This window comes from Chitinophaga sp. YR627, from assembly GCF_900114995.1.
Taxonomy (GTDB): domain Bacteria; phylum Bacteroidota; class Bacteroidia; order Chitinophagales; family Chitinophagaceae; genus Chitinophaga.
Genome location: NZ_FOUX01000001.1, coordinates 2210481 through 2229056 on the forward strand (window position 1 = coordinate 2210481; position 18576 = coordinate 2229056).

An 18576-nucleotide genomic window follows, 5' to 3' on the forward strand; every position below is an offset into this window, starting at 1 on the left:
TAGACCTCGATAAGCAATTATATCACCATAATTCTTAACTGCAGTGTCACTTATCAGGAATCGGGATATAGTTATCATTGGATTACAACAGTGGTATACCCCAATAGGAAGTAATTGTAAGAATATAGCTTTACAATTTGCGCGCCATAACCGCGTGTTATATGTAAACTCTCCGCTTGACAGGAGCACCATCCTGCAACAGAAGGATGATCCCAACGTAGCTTATCACCTTAAGACTATACAGAAAAAAGAGCCTTCGATCGTACCTGTAAGGGAAAATCTCTGGAGCTATTATCCTTCTGCAGTCCTTGAATCTATCAACTGGCTACCGGCGCCTGCTTCGCCCCTCTTCTCCTGGTTAAACAAACGGAACAACAGGAAGTTTGCAACAAGCATCAAAGAAGCGATGGATGAACTGGGGTTCAAAGATGTTATCCTCTTCAATGATAACGATATTTTCCGTGGTTTTTACATGAAAGAGCTGCTAAAACCGGCTACTTATATCTACTATAGCAGGGACTACCTGCTGGGCGTGGATTACTGGAAAAAACACGGCGAAAAGATCGAACCTTTACATATCGCGAAGGCGGATATAGCGGTGGCAAACTCCAATTACCTGACAGATATTCTTAAAAAATATAATCCGAACAGTTATTACGTTGGGCAGGGTTGTGACCTTAGTCTGTTTGACGTCACACAGGGTTATGCCACCCCAGGTGATCTGAACGGCATTCATGGGCCGGTTATTGGCTATGTGGGCGCTTTAAATGCGCACAGACTGGACCCGGGTATTATTGAACATATCGCCAGAGAAAGGAAAGACTGGTCAGTGGTACTGGTAGGCCCGGAAGATGAGACTTTCCAAAAATCGGTGTTACACGAGCTGCCCAATGTACACTTCCTGGGCAGAAAAGAACTGAAAGAACTACCAGCCTACATCAAGGCGTTTGATATATGTATCAATCCACAGCAGGTGAATGTACTGACTGTCGGTAATTACCCGTTGAAAATAGACGAATACCTGGCTTTAGGTAAGCCGGTTGTGGCAACAGCCACCAGAACGATGGAATTCTTTGATTCCCACACTTATCTTGCCCGGAATGCAAACGAGTATGTTACGCTGATCAGCAAGGCCCTTGCGGAAGACAATACGACGCTGCAGGAGCAACGGATCGCCTTTGCCAGGTCCCATAGCTGGGAAAACTCCGTAACTGCTATTTATGAGGCAATATTAAATACCGCTTGACCAGATGAGCACATTTACAAGTCTGAAAACAAGGATTAAAAGCAATCCTAACCTCAAACAGTTCGCGCACCGCATGATCATGCCTAAAAACCAGGCAAAACCCCGGCTGTGGATCCGCTGGATCGTGAACCCTTTTGTACATAAAAGAGGTAAAGGCGCTATTGTGCGCCGTTACACCCGGCTGGACGTTTTCCCTTTCAATCCGTTCTCCCTGGGAGCCGGATCTATTATTGAAGACTTTGCTACGGTCAATAATGGGATGGGCGCTGTGACTATCGGCGATCGTGTACAGGTGGGTATGGGTAATGTGATCATCGGACCGGTGACGATTGCCGACAATGTAATCATCGCACAGAACGTGGTCATGTCAGGTCTGAACCATGGCTATCAGGATATCAGTATCCCTATTGGCTTGCAGCCCTGCTCTACCAATGAGATCTATATAGGCGCAGATAGCTGGATCGGCGCCAATGCCGTTATAACGGCTGGCGTCAGGATCGGGGAACATGCCGTAGTTGCCGCCGGAAGTATCGTCACGAAAGACGTACCTGCCTATAGCGTAGTAGGCGGTAATCCGGCCAGAGTATTAAAACAATACAATACCGAAACGAAATTATGGGAAAGGGTACGCTAAGCGAAAGCGGCGTATGATCTACCCGGTAACTGTTGCACTATCAGCTACCAAAAAGCAAAGAGGCTGGACTTTTGATAAGTCCAGCCTCTGTTTTTTAGCGCTTGCTGCGCTCTATAATTGGCTTAGGTGATGACCATTTATTCGCTCTTCACAAACTTGGTGCTCCACTTGTAATTGTTGTTTTTGTACACGACCTGCAGTATGTAAGTACCTATCGGCAGTGTGGACACATCCAGGGTTTGCTGTATGTTCTCTCCTGCTGGCAGGTTATAGCTCTTCATCGCTTTACCAGCTATGTTGAAGATGGTAATAGTACCCTGGCTGGAGTTCTTCATACGTTGTTTGAAGGTCAGCGCAGTAACAACCGGATTCGGATAAGTCGTGATCTCAGGGACGAAGGCATCTCCACCTGCTTCAAGCACGGTTACTTCGAATGTAGCGCGGCTGCTTTGTTTCTTATCATCCGTAACGGTCAGTTCGAATACATAGCTACCCGGGAAGTTCATACCGGAGATCTCTGTTGCTTTAGCAGCTGGTGCTGCGATTGTTGCCTGCAGCGGACCATATACCTGTTTCCATGCATAAGTACTGATATTGGCGCCGTTCGCATAAGACCTGCTACCGTCAGCCTTCATACTTGCATTTGGCAGTCTGAGCGTCAGGTCGCCCTGTGTCAGTACAACCGGCGGTTTACCATCGCTGTTTTCAGCCGGCAGCACCGTAATGGTGAGTCTGTCGCTGGCTTTGGCGTTCTTATTATCGGTTACCTGCAATTCGATCACATAGGTGCCTGGTGTCAGACCAGATACTACGTTGATGATACCAGTTGCGTTTGAGAAGTGTACATCTTTACCGGTAATCTTCAGCCACTGGTAGTTGGTCACGATACCATCAGGATCAGAAGACGCTGCACCATTCAGGATGACACTATTTACCGGCAGTCTTACAGTGATATCGTTTCCTGCTCTTGCAACCGGCGGTGCATTTACCGCAGGCGGCGCTGCTTTCACTACCAGTTTCATGGTATCGATGTCTGTCGCACCGGCGTTGTCTGTTACCTTCAGGGCCAGCAGATAAGTACCTTCGATCAGCAGCTGTGCAGTGGTGATAGCGGCGTCTTTTACTTTGATCGTACCACCATTCGGGCCACTCACTTTATACCATTCGTATTTCGCGATCTTACCATCAGGATCCATTGACAGGGAGCCATCCAGCAGTGCGGAGTTTTCAGGCAATGTGATCGTTACATCCGGACCTGCATTCGCAATAGGTTGCTTATTAGCTGGCGGAGCAGCTTTCACAGTTACGGTCACATTCGCAGTAGCAGCTGCACCGTTATTATCAGTTACCGTCAGGGAGTATACATAAGTGCCTGCTATCAGACCGGTAATAGTTGTCTTCACAGCGGCAGGCGTTGTAATAGCACCTCCGTTCGGACCGCTTACTTTCTTCCATGCATATTTGGAAATAGTACCATCTGCATCGCTGGAAGCTTTACCATCCAGGGTAACAGTGCTGGTTGGCAATGTAATGGTCACTGCGCTGCCTGCATTCGCTACAGGCGCTTTATTTGGTGCAGGTTTGACTGTCACAGTTACGTTTGCCGTAGCGGCAGCACCACTGTTATCAGCTATTGTCAGGGAGAATACATAAGTACCAGCTGTCAGTCCGTTGATGGCTGTTTTCACAGCTGCCGGAGTAGCAATCGTACCTGTTGCAGGACCGCTTACTTTCTTCCATTCATATTTGCTGATAGTGCCATCTGCATCGCTGGAAGCTTTACCATCCAGGGTGACAGTATTGGTTGGCAGCGTAATGGTCTGTGCGCTGCCTGCATTTGCTACAGGCGCTTTATTTGGTGCAGGTTTGACTGTCACCGTCACATTAGATGTGCTGGTTGCCTGCCTGTTATCTGTTACTGTCAGTGAGAATACATAGGTGCCTGCTGTCAGTCCGGTAATAGCTGTCTTCACAGCAGCCGGCGTGGCGATCGTACCCGTTGCAGGACCACTTACTTTCTTCCATTCATATTTGGTGATAGAGCCATCTGCATCACTGGAAGCTTTACCATCCAGGGTAACAGTGCTTACTGGCAGGGTGATGGTCTGCGTACTACCTGCGTTCGCTACCGGTGCTTTATTAGCAGCGGGATTCACAGTTATAGTAATATTCGCAGCAACAACCGCACCATCATCATCTGCCACACTCAGTGAGAATACATAAGTACCTGCTATCATACCGGAGATGGTCGTCTTCACAGCTGCCTCATTAGCGATCTTCACATCATTCGGACCGCTCATTCGCTGCCACAGGTATTTGGTGATCTTACCGTCAGGATCGTAAGAAGCCTGACCATCTACCGTTACACTGTTGGTTGGCAGGGTAATGGTCTGCGCATTGCCCGGCACTGCTACAGGTAATTTGTTGGTCGCACTATTTACCGTTACAGTCACCGTTGCTGTGTTGGCTGTCTGTTTATCATCTGTTACTGTCAGCGAGAATACATAGGTACCTGCTGTCAGACCAGTGATGGTGGTCTTCACAGCTGCCGGTGTTGTGATAGCACCAGTTGCAGGACCGCTTACCTTCTTCCATTCGTATTTACTGATCTTACCATCCGCATCAGTGGAGGCACTGCCATCGAGCGTAGCGCTATTCGTTGGCAAGGTAATGTTCACCGCCTTACCTGCATTTGCTACAGGTGCTTTGTTAGCAGCCGGATTTACAGTTACACTTATTGTTGATGTATTAGAAGACTGTTTATCATCTGTTACTGTCAGTGAGAACACATATGCACCCGCTGTCAGACCGGTAATAGTGGTCTTCACAGCTGCAGGTGTTGTGATCGTACCAGCAGCAGGGCCGCTAACTTTCTTCCATTCGTATTTGTTGATCTTACCATCACCATCAGCAGAACCAGCGCCATCCAGTGTGACTGTATTGGTTGGCAATGTGATGATCACTGCGCTACCCGGATTAGATACCGGAGGTTTGTTCGCCGCAGCTGCGTTTACTTTTACCGTTACGCTATCTATATCAGTTGCGGACTTATCATCTGTCACAGTCAGCGTGAAAATGTAGGTACCCGCTGTGAGGCCGGTTACACTGGTGCTTGCAGTAGCGTTGTTGGTGATAGTACCACCAGCAGGACCACTTTGTTTTGTCCAGAGATATTTACTGATCTTACCGTCGGTATCAGTAGAGCCTGTACCATCCAATGTAACTGTATTGGTAGGTAATGTGATCGTAATGTCTTTACCTGCGTTGGAAGTTGGTTTAACGTTACCGGTTGATGGCGCTTTTGGCAACTGATATTCATAAGCGCCTACATCATAACCACCATTTACCGGACGCTTCTGGTCGTCCTTGTCGGTGGTCAGTCCGAGGTCAGCTACACTCTTACCGGCATCTATTGCAGTTGATGCGGCGGTCAGATGAAAATCACCACTATTTATATTGGTCACCACTTTACCTGCATTCGCACTGGTGGAGAACATATTGTTACCGTAGTCAAACTTGATATTCTGTGCCCCTCTGATGTAAAGACCATCCGTTGGATAGCTACCACCTGCTGCCTTTTCGATCACCAGGTTGTTGTAAACTTTGTGACCGATATTAGTGAGGTAGGCGTATATTTTAATACCGGTATTGCCGGTGTTGTAGATCGTGTTATTATAAATATAACCGGTTACAGGCTCCAGGATCAGCTTATCTGATACGTTGATACCTTCACCGTTTTCAACGTTGGAGATAACGTTATTGTATACATAAGATATACCTGAACCAAACAATGCGATACCTGGCAGATAACCATTATCAACCACGTTGTTGTACAGTTTCACGCGGGAACCGCCGCCCATCAGCATACCATAGCTCTGTGCGTCGAGTTTGGTGGTACCGTAGTTACGTACAATATTGTGGTGGATCTTATTTTCACCCAGGTCACACATAGAGATCTGGATACCATCCTGTCCCATGTACTGGAGATCATTGTCATATACTTCCAGGTCCTGAATATGGTGAGATTTGATACCCTGACAAAGCAGATAGTCCATCACATAGTGCGTGTTACCGATATAGAAACCTTCATAGTCGGAATAACGGCCTTTGATATGGTGGATCTTTACATTTTTCATGACGTACCTGCCTTCCCAGAACTGTGGGTTATCACATTCCTGTGTGGTTTTAGCTACCATGAAGGAGCCTACATCATGCACGTAGAAGTTATGTATATCGATGTCAGAACTACCTGAACCAAGATAGATACCCTGCATTTTAATACCGAGCAGGTTGCGGCCGTTGATATCAAAACCATACTCTACACCAGGCGTACCGGAACCGGTAATATGCAGGAACTTGCCTCCCATGATATTGAAAGACACGTCTGTTTTCAGTGTTCTGATACCTGTTCTTACCACACCACCACAGTTGGTGATGACAATCGGTTTAGCAGCTGTACCTACAAGGCTGCCAAGCTGAATGAACTCATAATCACCCGCAGGGATACAGAGCGTATCACCGGGATTCAGACCAAATGCCTTCATGGCATCGGGGTAATACATACCATTGCCAATGTTTGGTTTGGCATTGACTCTTTTATTGCCGTTATTGGGTTTCGAAGGAGTGGATACCTTTCCGCCTTTCTCATATTGCAGCATCCATTCATAGACGTTCAGACCATCTTCTTTATAAGAAGGATCATAGGCTTTAGACCAGGCGTCGTGACCGGAAGCGGCGAAGATAGTGAGTTTAGGCTGAGGCGTGGGACTGGGTTTGTAGGAGTCCATCATGGAGGTCCAGTCCTTTGAGTACTGGGAAGGAACGACCGGGTCATTCTCATTGTGCAGGAACCAAACCGGCACATCGTTCTTCGCCATTACTTTTGGTGCGTTGGTGATCTGCTGAGGGTTCATATTACCGGCAACAGCTACAACAGCGGCAGGGATCTGTGCATAGGAGTCATTGGCGCTCGCGAAATCTTCTGTGGCGCCACCTCCCATACTCAATCCCGTTACATATATACGTTTACTATCAATTCTGAATTTGCCTTTCAGATAATTTACAAGACTCAGCACGTCCATCGGGCTGGGAATGTTCTTAAACTGAGGAGAAGCAACGATAAATGAAAACGATTTACCACCTACTGTAAAAGAGGCAGGAAACAGTCCTTTATCAATGAGTTTAGGTACCCCGTTTCTGAGTACCGCGGGCAGGTTGCTTGTACCGTTACCCAGTTCTCCTATCCCATGAATAAAGATCAGTAAAGGAAAAGAATCCTTACTGGCAGCATAGGATGGTGGAACGTATTCATAATAACCTCCGGAATTTGTAACCTTTGTTCCGGCTAAGGAGACCGCAGTTTGCTGTGCGGTGACTGTTAGAGTTGTGATCAGGATAACTGCAAGGCAGGCAGCTAACTTTCTGAACATAGCAATAGTGTACAAATGTTTCATCAGTCAGGTTTTTCAAAATTATATGGTGTGCTTGCGGGGCCTATCCCCGTACCTAAAAAAATGACAAAGCAATCAGTTGAAAGAGGCTAAGGCACGCTGGATGTAATCGTGTACGTTGTCCCGAAAAAAAGGTAGTCTTCAAAGTCGTATCTTTCTGCACGAAATCTAATTCATAAGGGCGTCTGTCTGATTATTTCTTTACTGGTGAGTTCCAATCATCTGATAATCTTCTACTTCTTTAGTATTTTTCAAGATCCGACGGCAAAGTACAATATTTTTATTTGTCAAATAAAATATTTTTAATATGTAATTAAAGTTAATTATAAAGCATTAAAAAAACTAATATATAATGCCATAAAAAATATTATATTGATGGGACTGTCGGAAATTAAATTTTGTCAAACTTTTGCATTATGGTAATATTGCATCCGAGGAACATACTCCCCAAATAACCTTATCCTGTTAAAAAGACCGCAGAAAATTTCAATTCACTGGTTTTATATCATATACATGGGATTTAAATTATTATCGGTTATTAACAACAGGCATTTTCACTCCTTATTAGGTAACCTCGTCTCTGCTTTTCTTAATGTATTATCCTTTGCGATTCTCGTTCGTTTACTGTCTCTTTCTGCTTTTGGGGAATGGGTTTTATTCATCGGGACATATACTGTGCTGGACCAGATCCGTACCGCTTTATTACAATCGGGTATCATTAAATTCTATACCGGCTCTGATGAGAAGACTGGCAAGGAAGTGGCCGGAAGTGCCTGGTACCTGGTGCTTATTTTAACCGGTATTTATCTGCTCCTCAATCTGATCGTAGGTGTCGCTTTATACGGACAATTTGATGAAACATGGCGCTTTTTTATGCGCTGGCTGGGCGTTATGATGGTCGTATCAGTACCCTTCAACGTTGCCAGCTGGTTCCTGCAGGCAGAACATCGTTTTGATAAGATATTACAGGTCCGTTTCTGGCAGAACGGTGGCTTCCTGGTATTGATACTCGCCTTTCACTTCTTTAGCACCGTTACGCTGCCGCACGTACTTTTCGCCTATATGGCCGGATTAGCTGCTACCAGCTGCTTTACGTTGATAAAAGGCTGGACGAAAGTCCGTCAGGTGATACACAGCACCAAAAAACAGGTCATTGTACTCGTGAAATACGGATGGCTGATCGTCGGCAGTATGATCTCTTCCGGCTTCCTCAACTATTCTGATAACTTCCTCATCCGTACGATGATCAGTCCTGCTGCCGTAGCGATCTACAGCATTCCGCAGAAGTTCATGGAAGTAATAGAAATTATCCTCCGCAGCTTCGTTGCTACTGCACAGCCTACATTGTCAGGTGCGGCTAACAGGAACGACTGGGCAGGCGTATCCCGGGCATTCTCCCGTTATACCGGGGTTGTAAGTATTGTCATCATTCCTTTTATTATAGGACTGATCATTTTCACGCGGCCACTGATCATTATCCTGGCAGATAAAGCATATCTCCCGGCCACCGACGTAGTGAGAATATTCCTGCTTTGTGCCATCTTCTACCCTATTGACCGCTTTATAGGGGTCGCGCTGGATATGATCAACCGTCCGCTGACCAACTTCTATAAAAACTTCCTGAAACTGGTGCTCAACGTCATCGGTGATATCGTCTTTATCCTGCTGTTCCATGACGTACGCTGGGTTGCCTTTGGCTCGCTGCTGAACATGATCATCTGTGTGGTCGTTGGCTATTATATGCTGAAGAAATACGTACCGTTTACCCTGAATGATATCGTGAAACTGGGATGGGCGGAGTGCCAGATCCTGCTGGAGAAAGTGACAGGGAAACTGAAACTGGTAAAGTGATCCTTCCCGCACACAAATAGAACGAATTTTATAAAATAAAGAAGCCCCCGGAATAATCCGGGGGCTTCGCTCCTTTAAAACAATCCTGTTTATACTAAACTCTTTTCAGCACTTTTGAACGGATAATACTTCTGCAGATATCTGTGAAGGCACGTGTGGCTTCTGCCAGTTCTTTACCCAGCGAACGCTGTGGGAAATAATGCAGCACCATTTCACGTGTCCATGGCTCTTCGAAGTATTTAAGGATATCCTTATCATCCGGGTTGACGATGAAGTCAAAACTACCTTCCCACTCTACACGCATCGTATGCAGATTAGGATGTGTTCTTTCCATGATCTTGTAACCGATAGACGCTTTCGGCAGATACTCCAGGAACAGGTCTCCGAAGTCGAAACTGGTTGGGAAAGAGATCCTTTCCTTGTCCACCATTACTACTTTGTTATCGACTTCCAGCAGCACCCATTTGTGCGATTTCTTCGGATACAGGTGTTCACCCAGCAAAGAAGGCGTTTCCATATAACCTCTCTTTGCTACACGGAACTGTTCCTTGAGAAATGAATGCGGATTTTCTACGTGTTCCAGCACGTGATTACAGATCACATAATCAAACTCTTTGTCCCTGAATGGCAGGTTTTCACCATCAGCATTCATGAACTGCTGGTTCTTCAGCACTTTTATATCTCCACTACGATGTGTATTGTCATCTACATATTTGTCTACCACAACATTCGACCTTGGGTGCGGATTGTGGCCGCCTCCAACCTCAAGTACCCTGTCCGTCTTTTTAATGTCCAGGTCAAAACGGGATTGGGGATTTCTGATTTTCATGCGTAAAGTTTAAGAATATTACAATGGCGCCAGCACCTGCTGGTACACCGTTTCAATTTTATGGGTCATATCCCGTACATCAAAGTTTGCTTTCACACACTTACCGGCATTTTCCTGCAGTTGTGTACGCAGTGACTGGTCCTGTATCAGTCTTTCCAGTGCATTCGCCAGGGCAGTTTCATTTTTAGGCGGTACCAGCAGTCCGGTCACTTCGTGTTCTACCGCTTCCCGGGTGCCATCCACATCGGAGGCAACTACTGCCCTGGACATGGCCATCGCTTCCAGCACACCGATAGGGAAACCTTCCCATAGCGAAGGCAGACAGTAAATATCTACGGCATGCAATACGGCGGGCACATCCTGGCGGAAATTGTCGAAAACAACCCTGTCAGTAATGCCCAGCTCTTTTGCCAGGTTCACTGCTTCGGTTTTCAGGTCGCCCTCTCCAATCATTAACAAGGTAACATCCGGAAAGTTGGCGCAGACCTTTGCATAGGCCCTCAGCATACCAAGGGGGTCTTTCTGCTCGGTAATACGCACAATATAACCAATTACCAGATGATGTGCAGGAATGCCATAGGCAGCCTTTATATCGGGATAAGTGCCGTTACTGTTGAACTTGTCCAGGTTAACACCATTTTTCACTACAGTGGACTTAAAACGACCAAATTCCTTTACGCCGGTCTGATGATTGGAATCAGATACCGTAATATTAAGGCGGGTGCGCTGTGTGATGAACTTTTCAGCCAGGATGCGCGCCTTTCTGTTCCAGGTCGGCAGACTGTCATGAAAAGACCATCCGTGAATGGTATAGATCACTGGCAGTCCCAGGGAACGGGCTGCCCAGAGTACGTTTGTATTGGCGCGGGTACCGTGTACATGTACGATATCCATACGTTGCTCTTTCAGGAACTGTTTTACTTTTTTCCAGACGCCGATATCAAAAGCGCGTTCTGTATGAATAACATGAGCGGGTACTCCCATCTGGCTAAGGGAAGTAATCATCGGACCATCCGTAAAGGACAGTACTACCGGCTCAAACAGACTTTTATCAAGATAACGTACGAGGTCCAGCACATGACTCTCACCTCCTCCGATCTTACCCTGGCGGATGGTTTGTAAAACCCTGATCTTTTTTGTCGCTTCCATCTGCTTACAATTGTTCCATCCACCTGCTGTACCATAACTGGAATACGAGGATGTTCCAGAGTTTCTGGTGACTCACCTTTCCGCCGTTAAAGTAGTTCTGCTTCAGTGTTTCGATATGTGAGGGATCAAAGATACCGGTCTGTTTCAGTTTGGCCGGAGACAGATAGTATTCCATCTGCTCTTTCAGCTCATCCTTAAACCAGTGTGTCAGTGGAGCAATAAACGGACGTTTGGGACGGTCCATTAATGTTTTAGGGATATATTGATGTACGATCTCTTTCAGGATGTACTTATTGATCTTATTCTTCACTTTGATGTGCGCGGGCACCTTCGCCAGGAATTCTACCAGTCTGTGGTCCAGCATCGGCTCACGGCCCTCTATGCTGACAGACATGGTCGCCCTGTCCACCTTTACCAGGTTATTATCAACCAGGAATGTCTTGTAATCTACAGACAGTAAGCGGTTCAACGGATCATTGATACTATTCAGTTCCCCGTTCATATCAAAGTTCGTCTTATAGGTAGAATGCGCTCCACCCAGATAACTGGCTGCCTCTGACTCTGTAATATACTGGCTGATATATTTCAGTGCCTGCTGAGATTTGCCGGATTTCCATATGAGCTTCATCTTCTCATAACGGCTGGCAAAGTTGTATTGTTTATTGAAATAAGGGATGCTGGCAGGGTCTACCATATTCATCACCTTGCTGACCATTCCCTGTATAGATTTAGGGAAACGTTCTGTATACTGCAGAGATTGGTTAAACTTGTTATAGCCTGCAAAGAGTTCATCGCCACCATCAGCGGAAAGCACCACTTTCACCTGTTGAGCGGCCAGTTTGCTGACCAGCGTGGTAGGTACGGTGGAGTTATCTGCGAATGGTTCATCATAGATCTCCGGCAGGTGTTCCAGGATGTTCTTTGCATCAGAAGGACCTACGATCCATTCTGTATGGTCAGTTCCCAGATGCTGCGCGATTCTGCGTGCCTCTTTAGATTCGTCGAATGCGGCTTCTTTGTAACCGATGGTGAAGGTCTTCAGACGGCTGCCGGAAGAGGCCTGTAAGATAGCCGCCACACTGGAGCTGTCATAACCGCCACTCAGAAATACACCAACAGGTACATCTGCCACCATTCTGTAACGGTAAGCGCTTTCCATCAGTTCTTTGGTATGACGGATGATGTCGCCTTCGTACATATCTGTCAGCGGCTGGCGGTAGGCATCCAGTACGCTCCAGTATTCGGAAGTCGTCAGTGCTTTATTGGTCAGGGACAAATGCATGAAATGTCCCGGTTTCAGTTTATGCGTATGTTCGAAAACCGTATAAGGAGCGGGAATGTAACTGTATTGCAGGAACAGCGACACCGCATTCACATCGATCTTCTTTTCGAAAGCAGGGAAGCGGCTGAAGCTTTTCAGTTCTGAAGCAAACAGCAACACGTTATTATGCCAGTAGTAGTAAAGTGGTTTTACACCCGCTCTGTCACGACAGAAGATCACCTGTTGTTCTTCCTTGTCATAGATCACGAAAGCAAACATACCGATACAACGGTCTACGATCTTTTCTTTCCAGCAGTCGTATCCTTTGATCAGTACTTCCGTATCGCTGGAGGAATTAAAGTGATAACCGTTTTGTTCCAGTTCATGACGGATCTCTTTAAAATTATACACCTCACCATTAAAGATCATGGTGTATTGTTTATAGTGCATGGGCTGATGACCACCACTGGAGAGGTCAAGAATAGACAGACGACGCTGGCCCAGTCCGATCACTGCATTGGGGTGTTCATACACTTCATAACCACCGTCATCCGGACCACGATGCAGCAGTGCATCTGTCATGTCTTTCAGTACGGGTAGGCTGGCTTTTTTGGAGAAATCAATAAACCCTGCTATGCCACACATGGTATTAGATTTAATTGACGATGTTTTACGTTCCACATAATGCCTTTCCAGAAAGCCCTTAGGTGTTCCTTCTCACGTTTGAGCAGGAATTGTAACGTATTCTTCGGAATGGTAAACAAGGTCAGGTACAGTAAAAAGATGATTCGGTTCGGTAATGCCACATTTCTACGCATGAACAGTATTCTGTTCCTGGTGAGGTAATACGTCTTTAACGGACTGTTCTTACCGGTGGACATTGATTCTTTATGATAGATAAGTGACTTATACTGATAGTAGATCTTATAGCCTTTGCGTTTGAACTGCTCGCACCAGTCAAACTCTTCGTAGTAGAGGAAGTATACTTCCGGCATGAGTCCCACTTCCTTCAGTACGGCAGCGGTTGTCATCATACCCCCACCATGTGCGTAGTTGGTAGCGGAAAGCTGGTCATACTGCCCCTGATCGGCTTCTTTACAGCCAATCATGCTGTTACGGCCGGTAAATACATCTACCGACTGATAACCGGCATATTCGATGGTGCCTTTATGAAAGTAGTAGTGAAATTTGGGGCTCACCATGCCTGCATCAGGATGGGATTGAAATACTTCCTGCAGACCTTCTATGAGGCCATCTGTAAACTCGGTGTCGTTATTCACGAGGAAGATATATTCGCCGGTAGCGGCTACGATACCGAGGTTGTTACCACCGGCAAATCCTTTATTGGTCGCGCTTCTGATCACTTTAACAGCGGGATATGCAGCCTGCAGTGCTTCAGTTGGATCTTCTCCGGATGCATTATCCACGACGATCACTTCCACATTGCGATAACTGTTGCTGCTGATGGAATGCAACAATTCACAGGTAACGGCGGTGGTATTGTAATTGACCGTTACGATGGAAACCAGCGGTGCTATGTTATTTTCCTGCGACATTGACCAGGGGGTTATCGATACTTGTTTTGGAATGTTTTGTATGAATGAAGGTCTTGTTAGCGCCTTTGAGTTTAAACACTAGTGCCAGCATAATACCTACCACACGCGGCAGATTTAGTATAACGGTGAGGAGGTATTTTGAATAGAACTTACCCGGTAAAGGCAACAGCATACTGACAATAAACGCGCCGGATGTAATTGCCCAGGCATAAAAAGGAACGGTCAGATAGTGTCCCAGTATCAGGTAAATAAACGTCATAAAGAATACGCCTGCCAGCAACAGCATACGGGGCAGCAGCATGTTCTGTCCCACGGCCATGTAGAAGTAATCTATACGGCCTTTGAGCAGTGCGCGGAAACCTCTCAGGAAGTACTGACGCAGGTATACCAGCTGACTGGACAACCAGCGTTTACGCTGATTCTCGAAAGCAGCTGCGTTTTCTACTTTTTCATCAAACATCAGTGCTGACTCGAGGTAGTGGATCTTGTATCCTTTATCTACCAGCAATTGCTGCAGCACTTTATCGAAACCGCCTGTTGCTTCCGTCTCCTTCAGCGCCTGTTTTATCAGCTGGTATTCGAATGCGATACCAGAACCGATGATGGAGGCAGAGAGCCCGAGGGCGTTAGCCCCTTTGCGGTTGATGTGATTAGCGATCATTTCATTGGCCGCATCCAGTATAGCGAACGGCGAGTCCAGATTTTTTGCCACACGTTGCGCCTGTATAGCGTGATGACCTTGCTGGAAGGCGATGTTCACTCTCTTCAGAAAATCTCTTGCAGGGATATTATCGGCGTCAGCGATCACGGCCATATCATATCTGTCTTCATGCAGCTGGGCAAAGGCGGCGTTCAGTGACTTTGCCTTTGTGCTTTTGTTGAATGACACCGGTATCACGGTAATCCCTTCGGCACGTAAAGTAACGATGGTTGCAGGCTGCAGAGAGTCTGCAATAACGATCACTTCGTATTTATCAGCCGGATAATCCAGCGATGCATAACTCTGAGCAACGGAAAGGATGACCTCATCCTCTTTGTAAGCAGGTACCAGAATGGCGATCCTGCTGTGTGACAGTATATCGGCTGCAGTTTTGTCTTTCTTTGGAAACAGGCGTCCTGCTACAGCAAAAAGGAAATTATAAAACACGCAAGCCCCCAGATATATCAGTATAATAAGTTCAATCGTAAAAAGCATTACACATTATCTTTTTGTATTAAGGCTTTGGGGGTATTGGCCATAATCCACATGTCATACCCGAAGCTATGCTGATTGGAATAATCTATATCCAGCGCAATCCTTTCTTCAGCTGACATTTCCTTCTTTCCTCTCTTACTGATCTGCCACAGTCCGGTGATACCGGCCGGAGCAAGAAATCTTTGTGCCCACTCGTCAGTAGTCAGTGTTGATGCCTCATATAATGGTAAGGGTCTGTTACCTACGAGCGACATATCTCCTTTTAATACGTTAAAAAGTTGCGGGAGTTCATCAAGACTTGAGTTTCTCAGAAAGGAGCCGAAACGCGTTACGCGCGGATCATTGGATACCTTGTAAAAAACGGGACCGTCACCGCCTTTGTACTGGTTCATGTGCTGCAGCTGTTGCAATTTCTTGTCAGCATCAGCGATCATTGTTCTGAATTTATAAAATTTGAACACCTGGTAATTTTTACCTGCGCGTCGTGCAGCATAAAAGATGGGGCCTCTGGATTCAAACTTAATAATCGCAGCAATAACGAATAAGACAGGGCTTATCGCGATGAGCGCGGCGCCCGCAACAGTAATATCAAAAGTTCTTTTCAGTACAGCATTGATAGTGCGCTTGTGATTCTTTCTTTGCGCAGTACCACCTACAACTGTCAGCGGAGGGAATGCGTTCAGTTGCTTGAATTTATTAATAAACGATATTTTCGAAGCTAATTTCGGTAAACACTTGTCAGTGATAATTTCGTCGATGAAAGAATACTGCTTGGCAGCTGCTTTCATCTCGGGGCTTACATGATCTGTATAGAGGAGGAACGGGATACTGGAGCAGGAACTATCCTGCTGGAAAAATTGTTTCCAGGCATTCAGTCCTTTATGATTGTCAGTATGAGACCGGTAAATGATCACGCCAGGTTTTCTGCGAAAGACAGCCTGTAGCTGTTCGATCGTTACGATGGCGGTATCATAATCCTGTGCAAAGAAACACTTGTACCCCTGATCCTCCAGTTCGGGAGTTTCAATATGTTGCCCTACGAACAGTACGATATGACTGTCAGCAACAATCTGGCGGGGCAGTGTTTGTTCACGTTCTTCAAACTGTTTTGGGGCCGCATTCTTCAATACGCTCAGTTCAGGTGTAAATGTATTCATGCTAACAAAGGAATTAATGGTTACATACTGATTATAACAATATAATTATATGCTAAGAGAAAGCAGGGACATGCTGTGCTTTCAATACATGATCAATTGTATCCAGTAAGATAACCGGATCAAAAGGCTTTTTGATGATCGTTTTGATATTTCCGGGGCGGATGTTTGCAAAAGATTCTTTAGTGTCGTGTACACCGGAAAGCACCATTAAAGGTATATGCTGGTACAGATTGCTCTCGGTCATGAACTCTATAAGTTCCCATCCGTTGATGTTTGGCATCTGGAGGTCTGTGATAACGAGATCGGGGATGTTGCCATTCTTGAGCCAAGCCATTGCAGCCAGACCGTCGCATGCTGATACGACGTTATATGTTCTGTTTAGCATTACCTCAAGTAAATATCGGATGGGTAAACTATCATCTATAATTAAAACTGTTTTTTTCACCTTTAACCAATTTAATATTACTAATCTATCCAATACCATTTCAGGGTATCAGAAATTTATCTTCGTTGGCTTTAAATTGGATAAGGTTTTATGGAACTAAAAACAGTTTCTCAGGGGATATGAAAGAAATGACTCAAATATGGTTTCTCAAAATACTTACACTAAAGTACAAAAGTAATTGATAAAGTGCAAGCGCTAAAATTTTCTTAATTGTTTGTTTATACAACAACGATGTAAAAATATAATACTTTATTCATTTCGCCATATGTTTTTCGTAAACGGTGGCTTTTATTGGGTGAATGCACTATAAATTATCGTAAACGGATATTCCTGCTGGTCAGGGAATTATTTTTTAAAATGTTATATGCACTGCTGAGAAAATACTGCACAATTATTCTACTTTTGCTCCGGATACCCATATGGGATTGTTATGTAAACACGCTACAGGCGCTCCGAGTACCCCTTAACTACATTGATCTATGACTGTGATCTCACTGATTTTCTGGTGCAGTATTTTTCTTGTTTGCTATAGCTATGTAGGCTATGGAATATTACTATATATAGTAATTAAGATACGTCGTTATTTCGTAAAAATCCAACATATTGGAGACGATACACCTTTTACTCCTGAAGTAACATTTATGGTGGCTGCTTATAATGAAGCGGCCTTTATAAGGGAAAAGATCCTGAACACACTTTCATTGAATTATCCGGAAGAAAAAATGCAGATCATCTTTGTAACAGATGGTTCTTCCGATGAGACCAATAATATAATAAGGAGTTACCCGCGTATCACGCTGCTCTACGAACCAGAGCGTAAAGGTAAGACCATGGCGGTGAACCGCGCCATGAAACATGTAAAGACCCCATTTGTGGTTTTCTCTGATGCCAACACCTTATTAAATAAAGATGTCGCGCTTTGCCTGATGCGTCATTTTAAAGATGAAAAGACCGGTGCCGTAGCAGGCGAGAAAAAAATACTCGTGGCTGACCAGGCAGAAGCCGAAGGCGCTGGTGAAGGCATGTACTGGAAATATGAGTCCCTGCTGAAAAAATGGGATGCCGAGTTATATAGTGTAATGGGTGCTGCCGGCGAACTGTTTGCCGTACGTACCGCTTTATATGAAGATATTCCGGCAGATACGATCCTGGATGACTTTATGATCTCTTTCGGTATTAATAAGAAGGGATACCGCGTTGCCTATGCGCCTGATGCCTATGCACAGGAAACGCCTTCCGCCTCCCTGGAAGATGAATATAAACGTAAAGTGCGCATCGCAGCTGGCGGTTTTCAGTCTATGAGCCGTTTACTGGACCTCCTGAATTTCTTCCGTTATCCAAAAATCACCTGGCAATATGTGTCGCACCGGGTATCCCGCTGGACGGCCGCTCCATTATGCCTGTTGTTAGCACTGCTAACTAATATCATCCTCTGTGCCGTAGGAGGATCTTTCGTATATTGGTTATTTCTGGTAGCACAAGTTGGTTTTTATGGCATGGCTTTAGTAGGATATGTGCTGGCCAAAAAGCAGGTAAAGAGTAAATTATTCTATATTCCTTTTTATTTTGTCTTTATGAATGTAGCTGTGTATCAGGGTTTCGGCCGTTTTCTGAGAAAAAAACAGTCCGCCGTATGGGACCGTTCGCAACGGCAGCTCACAGTGGGCTAACGTGTAACTTTTACACTTACTGTTGAGTTTTTTTGTTTCACGAACGTATTTATATCATTCACCGTCAAAAAACAGATTTTCACTAAAAAAGTATCCAACTGTTAAAATATACACTTACTTTTGGAACTTGAAC

Annotated in this window: 12 protein-coding genes; 4 read left to right on the forward strand and 8 right to left on the reverse strand. The window is 45.3% G+C overall.

Annotated elements, in window-relative coordinates; translation table 11 throughout:
- Positions 1–154: 154 nt before the first annotated feature.
- Both BMZ72_RS08235 and BMZ72_RS08240 read left to right on the forward strand, forming a co-directional pair.
- Complete coding sequence (locus tag BMZ72_RS08235) at positions 155–1246, forward strand: glycosyltransferase (RefSeq protein WP_255373139.1); 1092 nt, start codon at positions 155–157, stop codon at positions 1244–1246.
- Positions 1247–1250: 4 nt separating this feature from the next.
- A complete protein-coding gene (locus BMZ72_RS08240; protein ID WP_089806985.1) occupies positions 1251–1880 on the forward strand; it encodes an acyltransferase in 630 nt (209 codons plus the stop codon).
- Between the two features lie 137 nt (positions 1881–2017).
- Here the strand turns inward: BMZ72_RS08240 and BMZ72_RS08245 are convergent, their stop codons facing one another.
- Positions 2018–7333 carry a PKD domain-containing protein gene (locus BMZ72_RS08245; RefSeq protein ID WP_089806987.1) on the reverse strand — a complete coding sequence of 1772 codons (5316 nt, stop codon included), beginning with the start codon at positions 7331–7333 and terminating at the stop codon, positions 2018–2020.
- A gap of 510 nt (positions 7334–7843) precedes the next feature.
- Here BMZ72_RS08245 and BMZ72_RS08250 point away from each other — a divergent pair.
- Positions 7844–9181, forward strand: coding sequence for a lipopolysaccharide biosynthesis protein (locus BMZ72_RS08250; RefSeq protein WP_089806989.1), 1338 nt, complete (start codon positions 7844–7846; stop codon positions 9179–9181).
- 94 nt (positions 9182–9275) lie between these two features.
- On the opposite strand, the gene BMZ72_RS08255 is transcribed toward BMZ72_RS08250, so the two are convergent.
- Genes BMZ72_RS08255 through BMZ72_RS08285 form a run of 7 tightly spaced genes read right to left on the reverse strand, consistent with a single transcriptional unit; the run spans position 9276 to position 16812 of the window.
- Entirely contained in the window at positions 9276–10010 is a 735-nt protein-coding gene (locus BMZ72_RS08255; RefSeq protein ID WP_089806991.1) for a class I SAM-dependent methyltransferase, read from the reverse strand.
- Between the two features lie 18 nt (positions 10011–10028).
- A complete protein-coding gene (locus BMZ72_RS08260) occupies positions 10029–11159 on the reverse strand; it encodes a glycosyltransferase family 4 protein (RefSeq protein WP_089806993.1) in 1131 nt (376 codons plus the stop codon).
- A 4-nt stretch (positions 11160–11163) separates the two neighbouring features.
- A complete protein-coding gene (asnB, locus tag BMZ72_RS08265) occupies positions 11164–13065 on the reverse strand; it encodes an asparagine synthase (glutamine-hydrolyzing) (protein WP_089806995.1) in 1902 nt (633 codons plus the stop codon).
- A complete protein-coding gene (locus tag BMZ72_RS08270) occupies positions 13053–13976 on the reverse strand; it encodes a glycosyltransferase family 2 protein (protein ID WP_089806998.1) in 924 nt (307 codons plus the stop codon). The genes asnB and BMZ72_RS08270 overlap by 13 nt, the downstream gene beginning before the upstream one ends.
- Positions 13960–15171, reverse strand: a complete 1212-nt coding sequence (locus BMZ72_RS08275; protein WP_089807000.1) for a glycosyltransferase family 2 protein — start codon at positions 15169–15171, stop codon at positions 13960–13962. Before BMZ72_RS08275 ends, BMZ72_RS08270 begins: the two co-directional genes overlap by 17 nt.
- A complete protein-coding gene (locus tag BMZ72_RS08280; protein WP_255373140.1) occupies positions 15171–16328 on the reverse strand; it encodes a sugar transferase in 1158 nt (385 codons plus the stop codon). The genes BMZ72_RS08275 and BMZ72_RS08280 overlap by 1 nt, the downstream gene beginning before the upstream one ends.
- A gap of 52 nt (positions 16329–16380) precedes the next feature.
- Entirely contained in the window at positions 16381–16812 is a 432-nt protein-coding gene (locus BMZ72_RS08285) for a response regulator (protein ID WP_012791341.1), read from the reverse strand.
- Positions 16813–17252: 440 nt separating this feature from the next.
- Here BMZ72_RS08285 and BMZ72_RS08290 point away from each other — a divergent pair, with 440 nt between their 5' ends.
- On the forward strand, positions 17253–18443 hold the full coding sequence (locus tag BMZ72_RS08290; protein WP_089807002.1) for a glycosyltransferase family 2 protein: 1191 nt from the start codon (positions 17253–17255) through the stop codon (positions 18441–18443).
- The last annotated feature ends 133 nt before the right edge of the window (positions 18444–18576 follow it).